The following is a 23,010-nucleotide window of genomic DNA, read 5'->3' on the forward strand; positions in this document are numbered from 1 at the left end:
CGAAACGGACCGAAGGCGAGCAGCGGACTGGAGCGACAGCAAGCGGCGAAACGGCGTTCAGACGGGGAAAGTTGAGTATTTTGCGCCTCCCGCTTTATACTACGTATAGAGCGAAGCTTGACTTGGCTTGCATCCGTTCCCGCATTCGGGAAGGAGAAGGGCAGATGGATACATTACATGAATTCGAACGCCATGCTGAAGGAGCGTGTTGACATGAACTGGTTGGCGGAAGTCGACAAGAGAAAAGAAGAACTGCTGCAAGACCTGCAAGGCCTGCTCCGCATTGAGAGCACGAAGGATAACGCTACGGCCGGGCCGGGACAGCCGATGGGCCGAAATATCGCCCAGGCGCTGGACTACATGCTCGGGCTGTCGGAGCGGGAACAATTCCGCACTGGCAATCTTGACGGCTACGTCGGCTATGCCGAATACGGAAATGAGGCGGCGCTGGAATATGTGGGCGTGCTCTGCCATCTGGACGTCGTCCCGGCGACCGGGCAGTGGACCACTCCGCCGTTCGAGCCGGATATCCGCGACGGGAAGCTGTTCGCCCGGGGCGCGATCGATGACAAGGGCCCGACCATGGCCGCCTTCTACGGTCTCAAGCTCGTCAAGGATCTGGGCCTGCCGCTCAAGCGCCGGGTGCGCGTCATCTTCGGTACGGACGAAGAGAGCGGAATGGAATGCATGAAGACCTATACGGAGCGGGAAAAGATGCCGGTATCCGGATTCGCTCCGGATGCGGACTTCCCGATAACTCATGCCGAGAAGGGGCAGATCAATACGAAGTTCTACCTGCGCGGCTTCGGCAGCTCTTCAGCCAGCGAGGGTGCGGCCCCGCAATACGAGCTCGTCCGCTTCGATGGCGGGGGCATCGCCAATATGGTGCCGGAATCGGCCGTCGCCGTCGTCGCAGGCGAACCGGAAGCGCTCGCCTCCCTCGCCAAGCGCTATGAGGCGTACTGCGCGGATGCGGGACTGGCCGGCACCGTAGAAGTGAGCGCAGGTCAAGCGACACTGCGCATGCGGGGCAAATCGGCTCACGGGATGGAGCCGCATGTCGGCGTCAACGCCGCGTTGAAGCTCATCCGCTTCCTGGGCGGATACAGCTTCCAGCCGGACGCCGCCCGGTATATCGGGTTCATCGACAAGCATCTGGTCGATGACCATCTGGGCACCGCCCTTGGCATTGCCTGTGTCGATGACATTACCGGGCCGCTTACGGTCAATGCCGGGATTTTCCAATACAATAGTGCGTCGGCTCCGTTCTTCCATCTCAATATCCGCTTCCCGGTCTCCTACAGCTCTGCCGATGTGCTGAAGCCGCTCGAGGAGAAAATTGCGGAATACGGCATCGAGATGGATCGCGAGATCGATCTGAAGGAACCGCATCATGTCGATCGGAACCATCCGATGATCCGGACACTCCAGACCATCTACGAGGAAGAGACTCAGTTGGAGCCTAAGCTGCTTACGACCGGCGGCGGCACCTATGCCGCCTTCCTCGACAACGGTGTAGCCTTCGGCGCCCTCTTCCCGGGACGCGAAGAGACCGCGCATCAGGTCGATGAGTACATTATTATTGACGACCTGCTGAAGGCAACGGCTATCTATGCCCGCGCGATCTATGAATTAGCCAATCTGGAAGACTGATCGAAGCAGATGCTCGCTGATCCCTGTCCTCCCTCCGCCTCTAGGGTGTATCAATGAAATCGGACCCTCCTGGGCATATTAGGGATATAACGATGAGGGAGGGATTGGGAACGTGAGTGATTTGTTGAAAAAAGCGGTCTCCCTGGGCTGGGGCCTCGCCGTGGTCAGCAAGGAGAAAATCGAGGCGGTCGTCGACGAGCTTGTCCAGAAGGGAGAGATCGCTCCCGAGCAGTCAAAAGCACTGGTTAACCAGCTCGTGGAACGGGGGGAAGAGGAGCAAGCCTCCTTCAACGCCTCGATTCAGGATACGGTGAAGCGCAAGCTGCAGGACTTCGATGTGGCCGCCAGCTCCGACCTGATCGCGCTGAAGCAGCGGGTGATGATGCTGGAGCAGCGGGTTGCCGCGCTCGAAGGGGCTGGCCCGGATGAACCCGGCGATGAGGATGGACAGCCGAATATGGAGACGGACGGCCGTGCGGATTAGGCATGCGGGCCGCTACCGCGATATCGCCATGGCGCTGATGCGTCATGGCTTCGGCTATGTTGTGGAGGAAATCGGGCTGAGCCGGGTATTGTCCCTGCCCCGCCGCTGGATTACGCACGAGACGCCGCAGACGAAGACGCTGGGCGAACGGCTTCGCCTCGTGCTGGAGGAGCTCGGCCCGGCGTTCATCAAGCTCGGCCAATTGCTCAGCACCCGGGCCGATCTGCTGCCGGACAGCATCATTCAAGAGCTGGAGAAGCTGCAGGATCAAGTGCCGCCCTTCACCGGCGCCGAAGCCGGCCGCATCATCGAGGACGAGCTGGGCCGGCCGCTTGGGCAGCTTTTTCGGCGCTTCGATGACACCCCGCTCGCCGCCGCCTCCATCGGCCAGGTTCACAGGGCTTGGCTGATGAACGGCGAAGCGGTAGCCGTCAAGGTGCAGCGGCCTGGCATTACCTCCATCATCGAGCGGGATCTAGAAATACTCCAGGGGTTGACCGAAGCGGCAACGCGCCGTTGGGCCTGGGTGTCCGAGTATCAGATCCCGGAGATGGTTCGGGAATTCGCCAAATCGATGATTGCCGAGCTCGACTATCAGCATGAAGGGCGCAACACCGACAAGATGGCGCAGCTGCTGCGCAGAGATCCCGGCATCCATATTCCGCGTATCGATTGGGAACGCTCCTCGGCCAAGGTGCTGACGATGGAATATGTGGACGGCATGATGCTGAACCACTATACGGAACGGTTCCCGAAGGGGCCGGAGCGCAAGTCGATCGCCGAGCGCCTCGTGCATGCGATGCTGCACCTGATCTTCATCGACGGCTTCTTCCACGCCGACCCCCATCCAGGCAATATTATGGTGCTCGATCAGAATCGGATCGCCCTGATCGACTTCGGCATGGTCGGACACCTGAACGGGGAAATGAAAGAGAATTTAGCGGAGCTGATTATTGCGCTGATGCAGCACCGAACGTCGGGCATGCTCCGGGCGATTGCCCGGCTCTGCCTCATCTCCGACAAGACGGATATGGATGCGCTTCGCCGCGACCTGGATCAGCTGCGGGACCGGTATTACGACGTGCCGTTCTCCGAGGTGAGTCTCGGCCAGTCCCTTCACGACTTGTTCGCCGTCGCCGAGAAGCACCGGATTGTCTTCCCTCCCGATCTGATTCTGCTGGCCAAGGCGCTACTCACCTTGGAGGGCATCGTGGAGAGGCTCGATCCGACCATCTCTATCCTCGATATGGCCGAGCCGTTCGGCGTCAAGCTGCTGAAGGAGAAGTACAGCCTTCGCCGCATCCAGAAGAAGGTGGTCGGCGGCGCGCTCGATCTGGTGCAGGCGGTGTCCGATCTGCCGATGCAGGCGAACCGGCTCTCCTCTCTGCTCAGCCGGGGCAAGATCAAGGCCGAAATGGAGCTGCGCGATCTGGAGCATGTGCTGCACAAGCTCGATCAGATCAGCAACCGGCTCTCCTTCAGCATCGTGCTGCTTGCCTTCAGCATCATTATGGTCGGGCTGATCGTCGGCTCCTCGCTCAGCAGGAGGCCGACGCTGCTCTGGAACATTCCCGCGATCGAGATCGGCTTCCTCATCGCGGCCTTGATGTTCATCTGGCTGCTGCTGTCGATTTTCCGATCCGGCAGGTTCTAGCAAGGCAATGCGGGGAGTTGTGCCGAGGGCGCAGCTTCTCCGGCATTGATTCCTCTTTACTCTGCGCAGCTTTGAAGCGGGATGTCCTTCCTTCCCCAGCATCCCTCCGGATCCGGAGAGGCATATACAATCTCTTGCCTGGAATTCACATAGACAAAGTACGGATATTCTGTAATCTGGTAGGATTCAAATATTTTCTCGCCGGCTTGCAAAAATCGGATTCCTTTACTAGTGCTATACAGTTCTTTGTAGCCTGCAATTCCACTTTCTTTTAGCAAAACTGCAGTATTTAGGGCGGTTCCCCGTTCCAAACTTGCTTGAATCCATCTCTCTAATGAAGGGATGCAATAAGGGCAGTGTGAATCGATAAATATAAGCAGGATTCCATTCTTCGCTATGGCATGGCTTAAATCAAAGCTGGTACCGCCGGCATCCGGCAAGATAAACGAGGGAGCTTCCTGGTGCAGTAAGGGGTATAGGCGGCGACTCCCCCCTTCTCCCTCCATGCTTTTCGTCCGATGAAGCATAGAAGACAAGGATTTGTAGACAACAATAGTTGCAAATAGAACGCATGCTAGCAAAGTACATTGAAAATAGATAGCCACATTCAACCTCCGCCATAAAAAATCTCGTCCTTGCGCGTTTGCCATATTATGTATATACTCAATTTATATCATACTTATTTTTTACTAGGATGGCAAATATTGATGAAAGGCGAGAAATGATGTATTCTTTTTCAAATATTTGGCGCGGTTCCTGGTTTGCCATTCTTTATATTTGGAGATTGAACAAACCCTATTTTTACATTTCCGTTGCGCTCCATCTCACGCTAGGTTTATTGCCTCTGCTTAGCGTATGGACGATGCAAGAACTCGTGAACGAGGTTATTGTAATCGCTCAACCCGGGCATGGTTTTGCCACAGCGTTATCGATTTTAAGCTTCCAAATGGTCATTATTTTGTCTGCCTATATTCTTCAATTTTTATCTCAATTAAATGATCAAAAACTTGAAAATCTGCTCGGTCTGGTGCTCAAAAAACAGATATTCCGCAAAATTATGAATCTGCCCTACTCCACCTTTGAGGACCCGTCTTTTTATGACCAGAACCAGCGAATTATCAATAGCCACTTCCAAATCGTGTCGATGGTTAAGGCCATCATGTCTCTTGGAAGCACCATGATCACGGTTGTGTCGTTGGTGGGCTACATTACCCATATCCATTGGGGATTGCTGGTCATTATCTTTTTATTTTCGATTCCGATCCTGATGATTCATATCCGTTTCGGCAATAAAAGATATGCGCTCACTCGATTTCTGACTCCTTACCACAGGAGAGAAATGTACATATCCGATCTCCTAAGCCAACGAGATTCCTTGAAGGAAATTCGCCTCTTTGGACTGGGCTCGCATCTGATCGAAAAATGGTCTTCATTCTATAAGAGGAGCGCGCAAGAAAAATATAATTTATCCAAAAATCAAGGCATATGGGAGCTTGCCGGCAGCATGCTGCTCACGTTGACCTATATTGTGTCTGGGATTCTCATTATCCTGCTGATCTCGGCCAAGAGAATAGAAATAGGGGCGTTCGTGGCGGCCCTGCAATCGATTCAAAATATTCAATCCAGCTTGACCGAAATGTCCGCTTCACTATCCAATATCTATGAAATCAGTTTGTATATCGAGGAGTTCAAATCTTTTCAACAAAAAAAGGAGCTGACAAGCTCGCCTTCGCAAATCAAATGCGGCGCCATCAACCAGATCAGTGTGCACAATCTCACGTTTACTTATCCAAATCAAATAGAACCGACCCTCAAAAATATTCATCTGTCTATTAAAAAAGGACAAAAGATAGTCATCATCGGAGAAAACGGCTCCGGCAAGACCTCGCTGATCAAATGCATACTAGGTCTAATTGATACGGGAGAAAATACGATATGCGTCAACCAAATTCCTTTGCACAACTATGCTATTGGATCCTACCATCAACGGATTGCCGCTTTATTTCAGGATTTCATTGAATATGAATTCAGCGCCCGGGAGAATATCGGCTTTGGCAATCTGAACAACCCGAGCAAGCCCGAAGTGATAGCTGCCGCCAAAAAAACGAAAATTCATGAGCACATATCCAAGCTGCCTGAGCATTATGAGTCATTGCTAGGACGTCATTTTGAAGGAGGCCATGAATTATCCGGGGGGCAATGGCAAAAGCTGGCCTTATCAAGAGCTCTATTCAAAAATAGCGATGTGATCATTCTTGACGAGCCCACCTCATCCATGGACCCGGAATCGGAGCTTGATATTATTCATGAATTATTCCAAGGGAACAATGACAAAGCAGTGCTGATCATTACGCATCGTCTTGGCGTCGCCGTGCAGGCGGACTATATTTTGGTGATGAAGGAAGGCCGCATCGTCGAGGAAGGCACACATCAAGAGCTTTTGCGCCGACAGGGAGAATACCATCGTTTATATCGCGCGCAAACCAAAATTTATAACCAGGAAAGCGAGGTTGTCGTGTAAACATGGCTCTCGTTGTTATGTTCCAAAATGTGCTTGCCTTTTTGTTTCTCTCCACCTTTTTGCATAAAACGCTGAACTACCGTGAACATATTCGCAACATGAATGCTTATCACCTTGTGCCCTCCCGATTTATAGTTCCGTCTTTTATATTATTTGCCGCGGTCGAGCTTGCTATAGGCCTCTCGCTTCTCTTGTCCAGAATCACGCTTTATCATGTGGTTTCCATCGGTTCACTGCTAAGTATTTATGCCTTTGCAATCGGTTTCAATTTGATGCGCGGGCATCGGCATATAAATTGCGGATGTGGCGGGATTCTTGAAAATGAACAGCTGAGCTGGGGATTAGTGCTTCGTAATCTTCTTCTCGGCTTTTCGGTTGTAGGTCTATGGAAATCTCAATCCTTGTACACAGGAGAGATTGCTTTTATCCATAAACTTGGGCTGCTCATGCTCTCGCTCATCCTTTTTTCACTGCTCTATCTATTCAAGGATTTGTTCAACATCCAAAAAAAACTTGTTCGCCTCATGAGGATGTTTATCTGAAAACCAACGAGGAAGGAGATTCGAATGACCGATTTTATCATTATCCTCACTTTAGTGCTGGTGCTCATCCAATTGCTGCTTATATTCATGCTGGCGAGACTCCTTGGTCAATTTCTTGCGAAAATAAAAAGCGTGGGCGGGATTTCGTTAACCGAGCTCCAAATCGGTGAGCAAGTTCCACTTTTTCGTGAATGGGGCTCACAGGGGCGCAAAGTGATTCTAAGGGAATTGTTGAGCCACAGAAAAGTGCTGCTTCTCTTTATCAGTACGACATGCCAAACCTGCAAAAGCATATTGCCCGACTTAAAAAGAGTGGTTGAAAATTGGGATATACACATCGTCGTTATCAATACGGATAAGCAATCCAATGACGAAGAGATTCAGGCGATGCTCCCTTCCGGCATCGAATATATTCGTTCTGTGGACATTATGGACGCTTATGGGGTAAGCAAAGTACCCTATGCTTTTCTAGTGAATCAAAACGGAATCCTAGAATCCCATCATTCGCTAATGAGTCCGAACATGCTGTGGAACATGCTGGAGAATGAAGCGACGCGTTCCCATGGACGGGTCCCAAGCCCCTTATCGGTTATGAATGAGTAGAGTTAGCACGGTAAGAAAAACGGCCACAGAAAGAAGCGATTTTGCATCTTGGCAGAGGCAAATCGCTTCCCTTGTTCATCCCATTCCTATTCTGGCGAAAATAGGCTTGTTCCTAGCAACCGCATCTTACTTTTGTTGGCCTTGTACACTCTTCTCCCGTATCTCGATCAGCATAGTACTCCCAGGAGGACACTTTTTGCATAATGCACAGGACGTCGGAGCGGCAGGAGACAACTCTGCGCGTTAAGATGCAGCGCGCGGCAGCAGGCTGGAATCCTGTCAACTTGCTCAAAAAATTTTTCACCCTCATTACCTCCATTACTAATATTTTTATTACATACATATTATATTTTATTTATATCATAAGATCCATATTTGGTTTTATTATCAAGTATAAAGCACCCATGCTGGATGTACGGTAAAAGAAGACCCATCGCGCGATGGGTCTTCTCCCTATTGATTAACCGTCTTCTGCTAGGATGAACGGGCCGCAATAAAGTCAGGTCTCGGCGGCTTGCCTGAGTACGGCGGTTCAAGCGGATTCTCGACACTGTTATAGACGATGAATACATTGCTGCGCGGGAACGGCGTAATATTGCTGTTCGAGCCATGCATCACATTGCAGTCGAACAATAGAATGGAGCCGGCCTTGCCCGTAGGCGCCACAATGCCGCCTTGATTGGCCAGATGTATGAGACTCTCCTGATCGGGAATGCCGTATTCCTGACGGCGCAGCGATGACTTATAATGATCGTCCGGCGTGGCCCCGATACAAGAGACGAACATGCGGTGCGATCCGGGGATGACCATTAATGGGCCGTTGTTCGCATTATTCTCTTCCAGCGCAATGGAGCAGCTCAATGCCCTCATGCGCGGCATGCCGTCTTCCACATGCCATGTCTCGAAGTCGGAATGCCAGTAGAACTCTTTGCCTGTAAAGCCTTGCTTGAAATTAATGCGCGATTGATGCACATAGACTTGACTGCCGAGAATCTGCTGCACGATCGGCAGGATTCTCGGGTGGTTCGCCAGTTGGCGGAATAGGCCCTCCCGATGCACGGCAAAAATCGAGCGTATCTCGTCGCTGCCCGGCTCCCGAATCACTTCCGGCTTCGTGCTGTTCTTATGATCCTGGAACAAGCGGAGCAGCTCCCGCTTCCATACCTGCACTTCATCCTCGCTGAAGAACGAATCGAGAAACAAGTATCCGTCCGCTTCATAGGAAGCAAGTTGTTCGGCTGTTATCTCTGTTTGCCCGATCCTATGGTTGTAGACAACCGGATCCGGGCGCTTTAACAATAAGGTCTCCGTATTCACTCTGGACGGATACATATCCGGCGTTCTTATAGCCTCCTGCGCTTGGCTTTGTCCTCTCAATATGATCATGCTCCTTCCGTGAAAAAGTATGGCGGTTCGCGTTCCAGCTTTTTATGTCAGTCGTCATAACCTTGTCTTCGTCCGCATGCACCTGCGGCTAGACTTCTAACGGATATGTGCCTTCCGCATCATGCACCTCATGGCCCGTGCAAGGCGGGTTGAATACGCACAGCATGCGCATCTGGCTTTTCCCTCTCAGCAGATGCTTCTCGTGACCATCGAGCACATATAACGTCCCCGGTTGAATCGGATAGACAACTCCGCTCTCGACTACCTCGATTTCCCCTTCTCCTTCGATGCAGTAGACCGCCTCCACATGATGTTTGTACCAGATTTCGGTCTCCGTGCCTGCCTTGATCAGCGTATCATGCAAGGAAAAACCGACTCCGTCCTTCTTGAGCAGCAATCTGCGGCTGTTCCATGTCTCTGCCTTCACATCATGTTCCGTGCCGAGAATATCAGATAATTGCTTGACGATCATCGTAAATTCCTCCCTTTTGGTCGTGTTCTCCATAATTTCGCGTTTCCCATAATATCGTGTTCTCAACAATATCGTGTTCTCCAAAATTTCACCGTTCGCCGATATGACGGCTTGCTACAGCTCTTCCGCCATTTCCTTCATGCATGTTCGCAAAATATCCAAGCCTGCAAGCAGACCCGTGTCATCGATCGTGAGCGGCGGCATAATCTTCGCCACTTCGCTGTCTGTGCCCGATGTCTCCATGATGAGCCCTTGCGCAAAGGCTCTGGCGCAGAGCCGCTCCGCCATGCCTGGGATGCCGAAGGCAATCCCCTGCATCAATCCTCGGCCTCTCGCCGTTCCTTGTAGTTCAGGATATTGTGCGACTAGCTCTTCCAAGCAAGAGCGAACCATCGTTCCTTTTTCCATAATTTCTTGCGTAAATCGATCATTGCTCCAATAATCAAGCGCCTCGGCCGCGGTGATGAAGGCCAAATTATTGCCCCTGAACGTGCCGTTGTGCTCGCCGGGCTCCCAAATATCCAGATCGGGGCGGATTAACGTAAGCGCCATCGGCAGTCCATATCCGCCTATCGATTTGGACAGACAGACGATGTCCGGCGTAATGCCCGCCCGCTCGAAGCTGAAGAAGGTCCCTGTGCGGCCGCATCCCATCTGCACATCGTCCACGATGAGCACAATCTCGTGGCTGCGGCACACCCGCTCCAGCCGCTGCAGCCATTCATTGCTCGCCTCGTTAATCCCGCCTTCACCCTGAATGGTCTCGACGATGACGGCAGCCGGCCGCGACACCCCGCTGCCGCTGTCATTCATATAGCATTCCATATACTCGAGCGTATCGATATCCGGTCCCAGGTACCCGTCATACGGCATCGTGACTGCGTGATGAAGCGGTATGCCCGCCCCTTGCCGCTTGAACTTGTTGCCCGTGACGGATAAGGCCCCAAGCGTCATGCCGTGAAAGGCGTTCGTGAAGCTGAAGACGGTTGATCTCCCCGTTACCTTGCGCGCCAGCTTCAAGGCGCTCTCCACCGTGTTCGCGCCTGTCGGCCCTGGGAACATTACCTTGTAGTCCAGTCCTCGCGGCTCCAATATGACCCGATGGAATTTCTTCAGAAATTGTTCCTTCGCCCTCGTGGCCATGTCCAAGCTATGCGTCACGCCGTCTTGCTGAATATAGTCCAGCAGCTTCCGCTTCATCGTTCGATTGTTATGCCCGTAGTTGAGTGCGCCGGCTCCGGCAAAGAAATCAATATACTCTCGATTGTCAGCATCCCACAGCTTATAGCCTTGCGCCTTCGTAAATACGGTCGGGAACGACCTGCAGTAGCTTCGAACCTCGGACTCCAACGATTCGAATACTTGTAACGATGTTGTTCTTGCATCCAATACCTTCATGTCACCGTCTCCATTCTATCGTGTATATTGTGGCGCAATGGCCCTATGCGGATCAGCTTCTCGGTCTCATGCGCTCCTTCCGGAAATAGCTGAGAGGAGAACCCCTCCTTGGTCACGAGCGCGCTCTTCCATGTCTTCGCCATCTTGGCGAACAGGCGCTGGGATGCCTTGTTGCTTGGCGCGATCGTCGTCTCCATGAATCGCACCCGATCCCGGCATGCCGTCTCGTACAATGTGCGCAGCAGCGCTTCGGCGATCCCTCGGCCTCGATAGCCCGCACGCACCGCGATTTGCCAGACGAATACCGTGTCCGGCATCTCCGGCGGCCGAAGCGCGGATACGAAGCCGATAATATTCCGATTGTGCTCAGCTACGATGCAACTGTCGGCGAAATATTCGCACAGCATGATATAACAATAGGCCGAGTTGACATCAAGCGTTCCGCTCTCTTGCACCAGCTTCCAAATGTCCGTTCCATCGCCCTTCCGCACGTTGCGGATCGTGCAGGGCAAGGATTGCGTGACGTTGACATTCATGCTCATCGTCCCCCCTCTTCCGCAGATGGTGAAGCTTGTTGAGTTCCTCCCATATACCACGTCTGCCTGAACCGGCTCAAAAAGGCTTGCAGGCGCGGGCTTTGCGGGTTCTCGAATATTTGCTCCGGCGTTCCCTGTTCGACGATGGAGCCGCCATCCGTAAATAGGATCCGATCGGCAATCTCCCTGGCAAAATCCATTTCATGCGTGATGAGCATCATCGCCATGTCGCCTTCAGCCGCCAAGTCCTTGATGACCGTAAGCACCTCGCCGACCAGCTCCGGATCGAGCGCGGAGGTCGCTTCGTCGAAGAGCATCACCTTCGGACGCATGACTACGGCTCTGGCAATCGCCACGCGCTGCTTCTGCCCGCCGGACAAGCGTGCAGGGTATTCCTTCACCTTGTCTGCCAGTCCAACCTTAGCCAGCATCTCCAGCGCGTGCGCTTCGGCTTCCTGCTTGCTCCATCCCAACACATGCACCGGCGCTTCCGTCACATTGCGCAAAATGGTCATATGCGGAAAAAGGTGAAAGTGCTGAAAAACCATGCCGATCTTGCTGCGTACGTTGTGCAGATGTTTTTCCTTCGCCGCCACAAGCTTGCCCTTCACTTCTTGGTGCCAAAGCCACTCCCCGTCGACTTGAATCGTTCCCGAGGTGGGCCGCTCCAATGTCATGAGAATGCGGGCCAACGTCGTCTTGCCGGATCCGCTCGGGCCGATGACGGCAACCTTTTCCCCCGGATAAATGGATAGATTGATATCTTGCAGCACCCTCACAGAACCGTACGACTTGCATATATTCCGATACTTGACGATTGGATCGTGTGCCGCTTGCGAGGCCAGCGGCCTGCATTGGACGCTCTCCATCTTCGCTTTCCACCCCCTATTTCGTCTGAAATCTCTTCTCCAATCTGCTGACAAGCAGAGAGGAAGGATAGCTTAGCAGCAGAAATAGTAACCCGACCATCGTAAAGGCCTCCAGATAGCGGAATGAGCCTGAACCTATCGCTTTGGCCGTTTGCAGCAGTTCGACAAGCGTGATCGCCGATAAGACGGGAGTTTCCTTGAACATCGTAATCAAATAGTTGCCCATAACGGGAATAATTGGCGGTATCGCCTGGGGAAGGATGATATTCGTCCATGAATGCCGCCTGCCGAAGTTAAGCGCCTTGGCCGCTTCCCATTGACCGGCGGGCACCGCCTCAATCCCCGATCGAAATACTTCGGATAGATAAGCGCTATAATGTAAGCCCAATCCGATGACTCCGGTGACAAACGGAGAGAATGAGATGCCATAAAGCGGTAATGCGTAAAAGAGCACGAACAACTGAACGAGCAGCGGAGTGCTGCGGATGAATTCCATCCACGCATTCGCAAGCACGGATACGGCTCGATATCGGGATCGGCGAGCAAGAGCCAATGGCAACCCAAGCACGCATGCCGCCGCAAATCCAAGCAGCGTCGCGCCGATCGTGATCGGGAGCACCTGCAGCAGCTGAGGGAGAATCTCCAATGCGTAGTCCCAACTCCACATACGCTACACCCTCCCCTTCACGGCTCTGCGCTCCACCCATCGAATGCCGAGCGTCAAGGAGTAGGCCATGATGAAATAAAGCAGGAGCAGTAAGGCAAAAATCTGCGGTGTGCTGGAGTTGTCAAAGGAGCGTAATACCATGCCTTGGTAGGTCAAATCCATCAAGGTGATGAAGTACACAAGCGATGTTCCCTTCAGCAGCTCGATGAGCAGATTGCCGAACGAAGGCAGCATGAGCGCCATCGCTTGCGGCAAAATGATTCTTCGCATCCGCAGCCACGGACTCATATTGAGCGCAACGGCCGCTTCGTACTGCCCCTTGGGCACGGACAGGATCGACCCCCGCACCACTTCAGAGCCATAAGCGCCGTAGTTCAAGCCAAGCGCCAGCACGGCTGCGGCCATCGCCGACATGCGGATGTCGAGCAGCATGGGCAGCGCAAAATATAACCAAAACAACTGAACCAGCAAAGAAGTGCCTCGAAAGACCTCAACGTAAACCCCGCTGACCAAGCGGATGATACGGTACTTGGACAGACGAGCCAATCCCGCTATAAAAGCGCAGAAGAAAGCGAGCAGCATGGAGAAGCATACAATTTGCAGCGTGACCCACGCTCCTTGCAGCAGCGCAGGCACATATTCAAGCATGGCGGAAGCGCTCTTCATGGCTTCACTCTTGCGACAGCCGTTCAGCCGTCATATCTCCAGGCATCTCCTGCTCCGTGAACCCGAACGGCCTCAATAGTTCAAGCAGCTTGCCCGATTGCTTCAACGCTTCCAGCTCTTGATTGAATGCTTCCCGGAAGGCGGTATCTTCCTTGCGGAACGCCGCCGCGCCATAGCCTCTTACGCTTTTGCCGTCTATCTCCGGCTGCTGGAAGTCCATGACTCGCTCCAATTGATCATCCTTCGTGGAGTCAAGCATCGCCTGCAAGGATGGTCCCGTCATCGTCACCGCATCCACGCGCCCCGCCTGCAAAGCCGAGATAGCCGACGGTTGATCCGGCACCGTTACGATTTGTTCCTTCGCGACACCAGATTTCGCTAAATATTCAAGCTCGATGGCACCCACCATGACGGCGACTGTGACATCCTTGTTGCCAGCAATATCCTCGTAGCTGCGCAGATGGGACGGGTTCCCCTTCTTGACCGCCAGCGCCTCGCCAATGCTGTATTCGGGATTGGCGAAGGCAACCTCCTTGCTTCGCTCCGGATTGATGAACATTCCTGCAGTGATGATGTCGAACCGCTTCGCCTTCAACCCCGGAATGAGAGAACCGAATTCCGTCAGGACGCCGTTCATCTCCTCAATGCCCATCCGCTTCAACACTTCCCGGGCTACCTCCACGGCCTCGCCCGTCAATTGGCCATCCGGCGTGGCATAAGCATATGGCTTTTCATTCGCGAACCCTACGGTAATGTATCCTTCCCGCCTCGCTTTGTCCAGCTCCGTCTCCTGCTGGGGCGATGTCCCGCCGCCGGCTTCAGTCTGGCTGCCGCCGCTCTTCGGCGCGCAGCTTACCAGCATAATGGCCAGCGTGCAGCATAACGCATACGAATACCATTTCTTCATCCGACAACTCCTTTTACCTTTTTTTGGGGCCCTATTTAAGGGTAACATGTTCCTTCCGGTATCTCACCCTTGATATTCCCACTTAATTCCTCCTCAGCCCTCCTGACCTTGGAACAGGGGAGATTAGAGGAGGGATCCAAAAAATCCCTCCCATATCCTTCCTTATAGGGCATGATATGAGTTTTAAAAAGCCGTTTCCGGAAGAGAAAATAAATAAAAAAACCTCGTAAGAAAATAGTTAGTTCAATAAATTTGCCGTAAATGAACGTTTTTCGCTTATATTAGACAAATTTAGACTTTCGTTTACTTGCAAAATAAAAAAATGAAAATTCTTCCTCAAAACAGGCCGCATTCCCGGACAATATCCCAGCTGTCCAGCGTCGTCGCTTCTGCAGCGGTCATGCCGGTGCGAGCCAGGAACGACTGCACGGCCCGGTATCCGACGGCATAGCCAGAGCATGCCGACAGGCCCACCGGCGGGAAGCCTTGCGCCTGCGCGATCTCGTCGCCGTACATATAGGCGGCCACTTCGTCGAATCCCTTCGTCGTGAGCCGTTCCCCAATCACCTCGATGGAGTAAGCGAGATCCTCTTCGTCGAACAAGGTGACCCATGGCCCCAATTGCTCCTCCCCGTACATCTCCTTGGCGAACGATTCGGCCAATCCTTCAATGACGAGGTATTCACCAAGCGTCACATTTCCATGATCCCAATCGGTGTATGAGAAGCGGAGATTGTGGTGGAATTCATGAGCGAGGATCGACGGCAGCCGAGGCAAATTATATTCCGTAGGGTACACGATAATCTGGATATACCCGGGGATGCCGCCGAAGCCGGTGTAGCTGCGCTGGAGGCGAAGCTTGTCCGGATCGGCGAGGAAGAAGCCGCACAGGATCTCGTCCGCCTTCACCTTCAGCCCGAAGCGGCCGGCATAGGCGGCGCACTGCTCCAGCACTTGGCCTGCCTTCTCCGGCCAGCCCTGCTCCCGCAGCGTCTTCACCGCAGGCTGTCCGAAGTCATCCCGCCCGGCATCGAGGCAGCCGAGCATCCCGGCCGCCATCACGACATCATATCCGCCGGGCTGCGCCGCCTGGAGCGGCACCTGTATCGTCGTCCACATCGGCTCGAACGGCTTCATCAGCTCATAACGGAACAGTTGCTCCCGCATTCCTGCGGGTTGAGCGTACATTCGCTCATACGTGGCCATCGTATCGATGACGTTAATTTTCATGGTGATTCCCTCCTGTTATGTCACGCCGTTGATGCTCTGACTGCACATCTGTAGCTCTGGCTGCGCATCTGTAGCTCTGACTGCGCATCTGTAGCTCTGGCTGCGCATCTGTAGCTCTGACTGCGCATCTGTAGCTCTGACTGCGCATCACTGCGATGAAGTGGCGTCTCCATGCAGTGTACGGGGTGACGCAGCGAGAGGGTCAAGCCGGACATGCAGAATGAAGGGAAGCGATGGCCGGGATGGTATATAATGAGGAGTAGAAGGGGGGCCGTTCCGCAGCCGGCATCATTCCGTTCTTAAGGAAGATGCTCAGGACACGGCTTGCGCCGGCACTCCATAGCAAGAAGGATGATGTAAGATGGCCTTCGGCATATCCCGCACGGAGCTTAACGAGTGGAAGCGTCGCGTTGCCCGCGGGGAAATCGCTTATTTGACGCATTATTGGCAGGATGAACGCTTCCCGGGAATCACGACCGTCACCAAGGTCGGCTGTGCCGACATGGCCCGCTTGACCGCCTGGTGCGTAAAGCATGGTCTGAACCCGCGCTATATCCATGCCCGCCGCCCCTTTCCCCACTTCGATCTCATCGGCCCGCGCCAGCGTGAGATTCTGCGGCAGGAGCAGCAATGGGATCAGCTCGAACGGTTCCGGCTGACATAGAACAAGCGGGGCGCCTCATGCGCCCCGCTTCAGACTGTCGGCAAAGTCCTGTCGACAGTCTTTTTTCTTATGAAGGGCGGGGCCGGGAAAGGCAGGTTAAGTTGGGGTAGCTCCTTAGGTTAGGGCACGCTGCTCCACATGAAAAATGCTGCACCAGCGCAGCATTTATAATCTCAAGAGGCTAAATTCCGAGAAAATCCTGTAAAATTACATCATTTCGCCACTTTGAACGCTATCTATACCTTGCCGCAGGGGAATTGATGTATTTTTGCAGCAATCCTATTTTCGCATACTCGTGTCAATGAAATTGCTGCATTCTTGCAGTATTGGCGGAGCAGACTGCGTCAATCCGCGGCAATTGCTCGACCAATGGTGCCTGCTCGCCGACCGGTCCTGCGTTACTGCGTCAATCGTTACGGCCCAGAGGGAAAGCGGTGATCTGGAAGCTCGGGTTCTGGAATGAGCCGGAGCTGCAGACGTTCTGGCCGGGAACGATGGAAGAATATATGGAGAAATGTATCGCTCGAACCCAGCCATCTGTAAAGCTTGTCCGTTCCGGGCCCGATGTACCGAAAGCAAAGATGCAGCAAAGCGCAAGAGTCGACGACACGTTAGGGCTGAATATGTTGAAGAGGCGGATCATCTTCACCATACCGAAGAAAACAAACAGATGTAAGCGCAACGGAAAGAAACAATAGAGCGAGTTTTTGCTGATTTATAGGAGAAGCATGGTATGCGGCGGACGACATCGCCTAATCGCTCCCGGCGGGGCTGGCCAATATCCTGGCGCAGGTGTTCGATCTGAGGCGGACGAACCTGTGGCATCGCCTTCGCGTATGCACAGCCGAGGAGTGCCAGTGGGTCTTCGTCGATCGCTCCCGGCCGGGAACGGGCAGATGGTGCTCCATGAAGGCATGCGGCAATCGGGCGAAGAATAAGACATTTCGGGAGAAAAGGAAGTCGGAAGCGGGGATGTGAGCACGCACAAAAGCCACCCCTGCTCTCCGGCAGAGATGGCTTTTCCCCAGTTACGATACACCTTACTTCACGGCAAACAAATACGCCTGCAGGCTCTCGGCCACACATTCCATAATCAAGCTGACAAAGGGTTGCAGGTGACCCTGCACGCTCGCTTCTTCCCATGTCTCGTAATACCGCAGCCGAGCGGCATCGGCCGCCTTGACTATCGCTGGCGGATAGCCATGCTCCATCAGGATAAGGTTCATAAGAAGTCGCGCAGTCCGGCCATTTCCATCTGAGAACGGATCGCATTGGAATTGTAGGTCCACTCCACACGGAATACCTTTTCCAGATTGTGAACAGCCGCAGCAGGCAAGGGTCGAAGCGAATCCAATTCTTGCTTCAATCGATTGATTTGTTCAAGCTCCACACCGTTCACCTCATTCTCGTTTTTATCTTCTGATTATTATAAAATCAGCTCTGGAATGGATCTAGTCATCGGAGATAATATCTGTTTTTCAAGCGTTCCGATGCAGTACAAGAATAGAAGCCCGCTCTGCCTCGCCGTACTGCCTACAGTCGCGGATCGATTTCTTTTTCTCCAGCCACTTCGAATAATAGATTGGCCGCCACGTCCTGGTACCCCTCATTTCCCGGAGAAATCTCTTCCCACCTCACGGCCAGCATCTGCTGACCCCATCGGTATTCATTGATGGATGCGCGAAGCTTCGGGTTAATATTTTTCTGCTTGATCAGCTTGTCGTACTTGTGCGGGAAGCGATAATCATATCCGTAAATAATGGATAAGTAATCGGCATTCCTCACCTTCATATAAGGCACGGCGTGGTCAACGATGTGCTCGGGCTTGATCACGACCCCTTCCATACGCTTCTCTATCGTCAGCTTGGAGAAGAACCGCTCGGCCTGCTCGCCGCAATCCGGCTCCGTAAGATCCAAGACAAGACATTCATCCTCGGATACGAACCGGTACATGTCGGATGTGCTCTCCTCTGGAATTCGCTCTTCCCCCGACTCATATATTTCCTTGAGTAAGGCAAATGGTTTGTATTCCAGCTTGCTGTCCCCCGCATATAGCTCGAGCTGTGCCTTATACGTCTCATAGGCCTGCTCATGCTCATGCAGCGGCATATACGTCTTGAGCAAATCATGCATATATTTATAGCTGTGATAGATATGGCTCCCATATTTCTCATTCAGGGCAGACTTCGCCATATGATGCTGATCCTGCTCAAATCCGCTCCGTTGATAGTCTTCGGCAAGAGTTCCCCATGCCCGTTCAAATTCGTTCTGCTTCAGGAACGCAAGCTCGCTCTCCAAGGCCGACGCAATCGGCTTGAACTGCCGTTCAATCAATCCGTCTCCCATCGCTTTCCAAGGGAGGAGCTCCCCGTCCAGCAGAAGCATCGCAATCCCGCTGTCTTCCATATACCCGGCGAATTTCTGCAGCAGTTGTTCGTAAATCTCCGTTAAATCAACCTGTTTTACCCGATATCCGTTCCGGCTGACGGCGAAGCACTGCTCGATGTCCCGGTGAAGATAAATATTACACCGCGAGCCCATATATTTCGGCTGCAGGACGACCTTATTGACCCGCTGCGCCGCGAAATAATCGAGTCCCCGCTTCAACGATTCCAATTCATGAGACGTCTTATCTTTGTCGGCGGGCGACATCGTTCCCGATATGAAATTAATCTTGTGGCGCGAGCAGTAGTGCAGTCTCCGCACTTCTTCATCATCCAGATCCTGAACCGAGACTTTACGCTGCACGGCAAATAACGTTTGCAGCTCTTCCGGAATAACGGCTTGCTTGGATGGCTGCGATTTGAAAAACGGCTTGAACGACATACTTACCGCCGTCAGTCTGTTCCCGTGCACGCTGCCGGTATCGAGATGAATTTTGTTTTTGATGCGGAAGGCCGACTTGGCGGCGATATGACCGAATAGATGATAGGGCTGGTTGCTGACCGCTTCTTCGGCCAGGAAGTTCAACTGCTCCTCCAGCGGCGCATCCCGATCGATGCGGAAGTTCCGTTGATGACGAACCGCCTTCTCATCCAGCTTGCCGATATATTTGTTCCTGCAGGGCGCATGGGTGACATAGAACGAAGGCATATTCGATCCCCGGTATTGATAAAAAGGCTTCGCTTGCCGCACCAGATGGCGGAATCGTTCCAGCAGCTCCGGATCGCTCATCAGCACTTGAATCGAGTCGAAATACGTGCGCACCAGCTCTTGATCCGCACCGGTAATTTCCCCTTGCGTATACTTGTATACGAAATTCTCGTGATTGCCCAAGACGAACCGGAAATGCTCCTGATTATGATACAGGAACTCAATCGTCTCCTTCGTTGCCTTGCCTTTATCAATCCAATCGCCAACCAGAATAATTGCCGTATCTCTCACTTGATCCGTAGCGACAAGCTTGCCTGCTTCGATCCGATAGCCATAGCTTCGCAGCAGAGCTTGCAGATCATTAATACATTCGTGTACGTCCCCGACGACGATATAATTCTTGTCCGGAGGCAAAAAGGTAGCCGCATAATCTTCATAATCCTCAACAACTACTCGATATTCTGCATGCACGCTCCCATTTTCCATGGAATAAAAATCTTTCCCCCGCACCCGATGAACCCGGGCATAGCCTTCACGCGCCAATGAACCGAGAACATCCTTCTTCAACCGGTTCATATGATTCGTGATAAGCCGCTTCGAGCGTTCGGAAGCGTAGTAGTCCTCACGTGTGCGATAATCGAACAGGATGACCTCGACGTTATAGTGATTCTGCAGGGCAATCTCCCTGACCTTCGTGCGGAAGTCTTCGGCAAGCCCGGTCGTATCCAGGATGACGAACTCTGCATGAATCGGAAAAGAGGTCACCATGTTCAGCTTCTCATACAGCAAGTGAAAGGCTTGCGAGCTTGCTTCCAGCATAGCCTGGTCATATTTATCGTAGTCATGCCCAAGGATGTCCTGGCGAATCCCGTCCGAAGACAGATATTGCACATTCACCGGAACAGGGGCTGCTGCATTTCCTTTTAATTGCGGGATCAGCACCTCTTGGGCAAACGTCGTCTTGCCGCATTCTGTGGGCCCGATCAATAGATAGATGGTATGAACGTTAGTTACAATTTCCATGCGAATCCCCCCTCTTCCTTACCAGCACGCCTTGTGTGGTCGGTATATCGTTCACCCGATCACCGATCCCCACAAACTCATATTGCAGCTCATAAGGCGACACTGCTTCCGCAAACCACGCCTCGAACGCCTGCTGTCCCATTTCCCATCGATGATCAAAATGCCGGTATTCCGTCAGCTCATAGTACAGATTAAAATCCGCGTTCGGTGTTGTCACGATAAAGTAATCAAAGTCAATATGCGCACAAATATCCCGGATTAGCTCCGACGCTTCCTCCTTGCTCATATGCTCGATTACTTCCGTCAAAATAACGTCAACTTGTTCCCCGTTGTACGATTCCATGAACTGAGCGATAGAAGAATAGGTCACGATATTATCCAGTTCTCTGGCACCGGCCTTCCGCTGTACGACAGTCAGCAGCTCCTCATTAATATCGATTGCATAATAGCTGCCCTCCACCTTCGCCGCGTATGGCACCGCATAGAACCCTTCTCCGCAGCCGACATCGAGAATGGATTTATTGAAGGGCAGCCGACTCCCGATAAAGCTTCTTCGCTGCATGGCCGTTCCGCCGTATTGGAACTGAATTGAGTAGCGGCTCGTCTGTTCCAGCTCCGCTTTATATTTGCGGAAATATTCTTTACTGGATAACATGATGCGAACAAATAAGCTGCGAATATAGTAAGGCGCATCGATGATGTTCATGCTTTTGATATATTTCTGAATGATGCTCTCCGAAATCTCGATATTTTCATGGCCGAACATCGCCAAAAACAAGCAAAGCACGCTCACGACATGGAGCAGCTCGTACAAGCTCTTATCCGTTGTTACCTTCAAGGCATAGCTTTTGTCTGCCCGGTGCTCAAGCTCGAAGGAATAATCAGGCAAATGCTTTTTGAAAAACTCGATATACCGCATTCTCTCAATATGGATCATATGGATATAGACCATATGCTGATAACCCGCGATATCGCGTTCCCCTTGTTCCTTCAACGGAGCCGAGAAGAATTCATTGATCGCGTTTAGCGGAAATAAGGGCGTATTATAACGAGATACATTCAAGTATTCGAATACTTCCTGCTTATGCTGCTTGTATGAGATTTCATTGTCTGCATCTTTAAAGTAGACATTATATGTCAACTCATCGGTATACCACCCGTATGCCATTCCTTTGCGAATTGCTCTCAATATCATTCCGTTATGCGGATTTTTCCGAATGAGGAACGAAAATTGAGGGTTCGTAGACGTCAGTTGTATGATAGCCATCTATGTCGTTGTCTCCTTCCCTGTCTCATTGCCTCTTTATCATCCTTTATTTTGGCTACGTCGAACATGGCGAAAGTATTACGACATCAGGAAATTATTTCATACTTCCTCCTTTGTTCGCCTGCTACAATAAATGGAACAGCAGTAGAAGGGAAGGGAAAAATCGTGGCAAAGGAGAGCTTTGATAAGGAATTAGGGAAGCCCCAAGACAGTAAAAGAATAGGGGAGATTGATTGCTAGACAGAGCGGATTAGGATAGTTATTATGAACGTGAAAACCGCTCCGCATTTGCTTCATATCGCAGGTTAAAATGGAAAGTAGGAGAACCACCCTTTCAGAGGATAAAGACAAAAAGAAATCAAAAAAGAAAAAGATTGCCATAAAATATTAATATGCCCTCTTTTTTGACGTTGGGGAGGGTGTTATTGGTCAGGTCAGTCAAGGTCAAAATTATGATAAAGACTATAGTACAAAATATGACTTTTGTTACACAATATATGAATATTTTCACATACAATTAACTATAATCATGATCCATCCGCTGCTGAATAAAACAATAAAATTTAAAAAGAGTACCATTAAAGGTACTCTTACCACGGATGGATACTTCCAGAGTCACCAGAGAATGCCGCTACCGCTGTGACAAGGACAACCGTGTAAAGAAGGGATTTGGAATATAATTTTTTAATCAAGTTCTTCATGTTTAACCCTCCATTTCTTGAGCGTAGTATGCGCTCAATTTTTCAAAAGTCATTTTCAGAGAGACTCCATGCTCTAAATGGATACGCATAACCTTGTTTAGACATTCTTTTTCTTTTGCTGAATCGTTGACTTTGGAGAACGTGAGTAATCAAGGATGAGGTCATACAACGCAAGTTTAATGGAGTTTTTATCGATGGAGTCAATATCGCGATATAGCTTTCCTACTAAATATATGGTGTCTTCATTTGGTGACTCAAGAAACTTTGCTGCTATTTTCGTTATCAGCGAAGGATGTTCAAGTGTTGTTAATTCGTTCTGAAATATAGCATATATGACTTCCGCTTTGTGTCCAATCTCGATGTACTGTTCTACGATGTCACTATGGGGAATACTCCAGCGATAGACAATATGGATTGAAAATCAGGGCGTTTAACCTCGCCGTTTTCAATTCTCGACAAGCTGCCCTTGTCAACGCCGACCGCTTCTTGCAGCTTCGACAGACTCATTTCTTTCTTCTTCCGATGGTACTGTATCAGCTCCCCCAAGCTCCTTGGCCTCGCAGCAACGGTACTCACAATCTCACTCCTTCAGTTTCAAATTACTGACCACCTATATATTACCATATAATTCGGGGAAAACAAACATTTGTTTACATATTATCCATTTAGAAAGA

Annotated in this window: 24 protein-coding genes and 1 pseudogene; 10 read left to right on the forward strand and 15 right to left on the reverse strand. The window is 51.7% G+C overall.

What is annotated here, in order from left to right; genetic code table 11:
- The 4 genes from DQX05_RS31395 to DQX05_RS10590 form a co-directional block, all read left to right on the forward strand.
- The coding region (locus DQX05_RS31395) for a hypothetical protein (RefSeq protein WP_220483168.1) at positions 1–212 on the forward strand (212 nt) is incomplete at its 5' end.
- Position 213: 1 nt separating this feature from the next.
- Complete coding sequence (pepV, locus tag DQX05_RS10580; protein WP_182914707.1) at positions 214–1,653, forward strand: dipeptidase PepV; 1,440 nt, start codon at positions 214–216, stop codon at positions 1,651–1,653.
- Between the two features lie 112 nt (positions 1,654–1,765).
- Positions 1,766–2,137: a phasin family protein gene (locus DQX05_RS10585; RefSeq protein WP_119793337.1), complete on the forward strand. Its 372-nt coding sequence runs from the start codon at positions 1,766–1,768 to the stop codon at positions 2,135–2,137.
- Positions 2,127–3,791 carry an ABC1 kinase family protein gene (locus tag DQX05_RS10590; RefSeq protein ID WP_119793339.1) on the forward strand — a complete coding sequence of 555 codons (1,665 nt, stop codon included), beginning with the start codon at positions 2,127–2,129 and terminating at the stop codon, positions 3,789–3,791. Before DQX05_RS10585 ends, DQX05_RS10590 begins: the two co-directional genes overlap by 11 nt.
- Positions 3,792–3,847: 56 nt before the next feature.
- Here DQX05_RS10590 and DQX05_RS10595 read toward each other — a convergent pair whose 3' ends face one another.
- Entirely contained in the window at positions 3,848–4,396 is a 549-nt protein-coding gene (locus tag DQX05_RS10595; protein WP_119793341.1) for a peroxiredoxin family protein, read from the reverse strand.
- A gap of 269 nt (positions 4,397–4,665) precedes the next feature.
- Between DQX05_RS10595 and DQX05_RS10600 the strand changes: the two genes are divergently transcribed.
- From DQX05_RS10600 to DQX05_RS10610, 3 genes are read left to right on the forward strand one after another with little or no spacing between them, the layout of a single operon-like run.
- A complete protein-coding gene (locus DQX05_RS10600; RefSeq protein ID WP_220483169.1) occupies positions 4,666–6,312 on the forward strand; it encodes an ABC transporter ATP-binding protein in 1,647 nt (548 codons plus the stop codon).
- Positions 6,313–6,314: 2 nt separating this feature from the next.
- Entirely contained in the window at positions 6,315–6,854 is a 540-nt protein-coding gene (locus DQX05_RS10605) for a MauE/DoxX family redox-associated membrane protein (RefSeq protein ID WP_119793345.1), read from the forward strand.
- Positions 6,855–6,878: 24 nt separating this feature from the next.
- On the forward strand, positions 6,879–7,457 hold the full coding sequence (locus DQX05_RS10610) for a TlpA family protein disulfide reductase (protein ID WP_119793347.1): 579 nt from the start codon (positions 6,879–6,881) through the stop codon (positions 7,455–7,457).
- A gap of 474 nt (positions 7,458–7,931) precedes the next feature.
- Here DQX05_RS10610 and thpD read toward each other — a convergent pair whose 3' ends face one another.
- From thpD to DQX05_RS10660, 9 genes are all read right to left on the reverse strand, one after another.
- Positions 7,932–8,834 carry an ectoine hydroxylase gene (thpD, locus tag DQX05_RS10620; RefSeq protein ID WP_310735658.1) on the reverse strand — a complete coding sequence of 301 codons (903 nt, stop codon included), beginning with the start codon at positions 8,832–8,834 and terminating at the stop codon, positions 7,932–7,934.
- A gap of 97 nt (positions 8,835–8,931) precedes the next feature.
- Complete coding sequence (locus DQX05_RS10625; RefSeq protein ID WP_119793463.1) at positions 8,932–9,315, reverse strand: ectoine synthase; 384 nt, start codon at positions 9,313–9,315, stop codon at positions 8,932–8,934.
- A 114-nt stretch (positions 9,316–9,429) separates the two neighbouring features.
- On the reverse strand, positions 9,430–10,713 hold the full coding sequence (ectB, locus tag DQX05_RS10630; protein WP_119793352.1) for a diaminobutyrate--2-oxoglutarate transaminase: 1,284 nt from the start codon (positions 10,711–10,713) through the stop codon (positions 9,430–9,432).
- Positions 10,710–11,255, reverse strand: a complete 546-nt coding sequence (gene ectA, locus DQX05_RS10635; RefSeq protein ID WP_259391900.1) for a diaminobutyrate acetyltransferase — start codon at positions 11,253–11,255, stop codon at positions 10,710–10,712. The genes ectB and ectA overlap by 4 nt, the downstream gene beginning before the upstream one ends.
- Positions 11,252–12,118: an ectoine/hydroxyectoine ABC transporter ATP-binding protein EhuA gene (gene ehuA / locus DQX05_RS10640; protein WP_119793354.1), complete on the reverse strand. Its 867-nt coding sequence runs from the start codon at positions 12,116–12,118 to the stop codon at positions 11,252–11,254. Before ehuA ends, ectA begins: the two co-directional genes overlap by 4 nt.
- A 16-nt stretch (positions 12,119–12,134) precedes the next feature.
- A complete protein-coding gene (ehuD, locus tag DQX05_RS10645; RefSeq protein WP_119793356.1) occupies positions 12,135–12,785 on the reverse strand; it encodes an ectoine/hydroxyectoine ABC transporter permease subunit EhuD in 651 nt (216 codons plus the stop codon).
- 3 nt (positions 12,786–12,788) lie between these two features.
- On the reverse strand, positions 12,789–13,451 hold the full coding sequence (gene ehuC, locus DQX05_RS10650; protein ID WP_119793358.1) for an ectoine/hydroxyectoine ABC transporter permease subunit EhuC: 663 nt from the start codon (positions 13,449–13,451) through the stop codon (positions 12,789–12,791).
- A gap of 4 nt (positions 13,452–13,455) precedes the next feature.
- Positions 13,456–14,358: an ectoine/hydroxyectoine ABC transporter substrate-binding protein EhuB gene (gene ehuB / locus DQX05_RS10655; RefSeq protein WP_119793360.1), complete on the reverse strand. Its 903-nt coding sequence runs from the start codon at positions 14,356–14,358 to the stop codon at positions 13,456–13,458.
- Positions 14,359–14,694: 336 nt separating this feature from the next.
- On the reverse strand, positions 14,695–15,588 hold the full coding sequence (locus DQX05_RS10660) for a DUF2268 domain-containing putative Zn-dependent protease (protein WP_119793362.1): 894 nt from the start codon (positions 15,586–15,588) through the stop codon (positions 14,695–14,697).
- 361 nt (positions 15,589–15,949) lie between these two features.
- Between DQX05_RS10660 and DQX05_RS10665 the strand changes: the two genes are divergently transcribed.
- The 3 genes from DQX05_RS10665 to DQX05_RS10675 all read left to right on the forward strand — a co-directional run bounded on the left by DQX05_RS10665 (position 15,950) and on the right by DQX05_RS10675 (position 17,230).
- Complete coding sequence (locus tag DQX05_RS10665) at positions 15,950–16,252, forward strand: hypothetical protein (RefSeq protein WP_119793364.1); 303 nt, start codon at positions 15,950–15,952, stop codon at positions 16,250–16,252.
- Between the two features lie 434 nt (positions 16,253–16,686).
- The gene (locus DQX05_RS33410; RefSeq protein WP_472924367.1) at positions 16,687–16,950 is read left to right on the forward strand and encodes a hypothetical protein; all 264 of its coding nucleotides are present in this window, start codon (positions 16,687–16,689) and stop codon (positions 16,948–16,950) included.
- A gap of 94 nt (positions 16,951–17,044) precedes the next feature.
- Positions 17,045–17,230, forward strand: a complete 186-nt coding sequence (locus tag DQX05_RS10675) for a CGNR zinc finger domain-containing protein (RefSeq protein WP_259391901.1) — start codon at positions 17,045–17,047, stop codon at positions 17,228–17,230.
- A 62-nt stretch (positions 17,231–17,292) separates the two neighbouring features.
- On the opposite strand, the gene DQX05_RS10680 is transcribed toward DQX05_RS10675, so the two are convergent.
- The 5 genes and pseudogenes from DQX05_RS10680 to DQX05_RS10695 all read right to left on the reverse strand — a co-directional run.
- Positions 17,293–17,541, reverse strand: coding sequence for a Fic family protein (locus DQX05_RS10680; RefSeq protein ID WP_259391902.1), 249 nt, complete (start codon positions 17,539–17,541; stop codon positions 17,293–17,295).
- Entirely contained in the window at positions 17,475–17,642 is a 168-nt protein-coding gene (locus tag DQX05_RS31925; RefSeq protein WP_259391916.1) for a hypothetical protein, read from the reverse strand. Before DQX05_RS31925 ends, DQX05_RS10680 begins: the two co-directional genes overlap by 67 nt.
- Positions 17,643–17,785: 143 nt before the next feature.
- The gene (locus tag DQX05_RS10685; RefSeq protein WP_119793365.1) at positions 17,786–20,368 is read right to left on the reverse strand and encodes a metallophosphoesterase; all 2,583 of its coding nucleotides are present in this window, start codon (positions 20,366–20,368) and stop codon (positions 17,786–17,788) included.
- Positions 20,352–21,635 (reverse strand): class I SAM-dependent methyltransferase, encoded by a 1,284-nt coding sequence (locus tag DQX05_RS10690; RefSeq protein ID WP_119793367.1) that lies wholly within the window; start codon positions 21,633–21,635, stop codon positions 20,352–20,354. The genes DQX05_RS10685 and DQX05_RS10690 overlap by 17 nt, the downstream gene beginning before the upstream one ends.
- Before the next feature lie 837 nt (positions 21,636–22,472).
- Positions 22,473–22,912: pseudogene (locus tag DQX05_RS10695) on the reverse strand (helix-turn-helix domain-containing protein); the annotation flags it as partial.
- Positions 22,913–23,010 lie beyond the last annotated feature (98 nt).

It is taken from the genome of Paenibacillus thiaminolyticus, from assembly GCF_003591545.1.
Taxonomy (GTDB): domain Bacteria; phylum Bacillota; class Bacilli; order Paenibacillales; family Paenibacillaceae; genus Paenibacillus_B; species Paenibacillus_B thiaminolyticus_A.

Bases quoted from the DNA above. Each gene is read 5' to 3' on its own strand.
- DQX05_RS10660 (WP_119793362.1), bottom strand. From the start codon at position 15,588: ATGAAAATTAACGTCATCGATACGATGGCCACGTATGAGCGAATGTAC.
- ectB (WP_119793352.1), bottom strand. From the start codon at position 10,713: ATGAAGGTATTGGATGCAAGAACAACATCGTTACAAGTATTCGAATCG.
- DQX05_RS10610 (WP_119793347.1), top strand. From the start codon at position 6,879: ATGACCGATTTTATCATTATCCTCACTTTAGTGCTGGTGCTCATCCAA.
- DQX05_RS10690 (WP_119793367.1), bottom strand. From the start codon at position 21,635: ATGGCTATCATACAACTGACGTCTACGAACCCTCAATTTTCGTTCCTC.
- pepV (WP_182914707.1), top strand. From the start codon at position 214: ATGAACTGGTTGGCGGAAGTCGACAAGAGAAAAGAAGAACTGCTGCAA.
- ehuB (WP_119793360.1), bottom strand. From the start codon at position 14,358: ATGAAGAAATGGTATTCGTATGCGTTATGCTGCACGCTGGCCATTATG.
- DQX05_RS10625 (WP_119793463.1), bottom strand. From the start codon at position 9,315: ATGATCGTCAAGCAATTATCTGATATTCTCGGCACGGAACATGATGTG.
- ehuD (WP_119793356.1), bottom strand. From the start codon at position 12,785: ATGTGGAGTTGGGACTACGCATTGGAGATTCTCCCTCAGCTGCTGCAG.
- DQX05_RS10685 (WP_119793365.1), bottom strand. From the start codon at position 20,368: ATGGAAATTGTAACTAACGTTCATACCATCTATCTATTGATCGGGCCC.
- DQX05_RS10665 (WP_119793364.1), top strand. From the start codon at position 15,950: ATGGCCTTCGGCATATCCCGCACGGAGCTTAACGAGTGGAAGCGTCGC.
- ehuA (WP_119793354.1), bottom strand. From the start codon at position 12,118: ATGGAGAGCGTCCAATGCAGGCCGCTGGCCTCGCAAGCGGCACACGAT.
- DQX05_RS10605 (WP_119793345.1), top strand. From the start codon at position 6,315: ATGGCTCTCGTTGTTATGTTCCAAAATGTGCTTGCCTTTTTGTTTCTC.
- ehuC (WP_119793358.1), bottom strand. From the start codon at position 13,451: ATGAAGAGCGCTTCCGCCATGCTTGAATATGTGCCTGCGCTGCTGCAA.
- ectA (WP_259391900.1), bottom strand. From the start codon at position 11,255: ATGAGCATGAATGTCAACGTCACGCAATCCTTGCCCTGCACGATCCGC.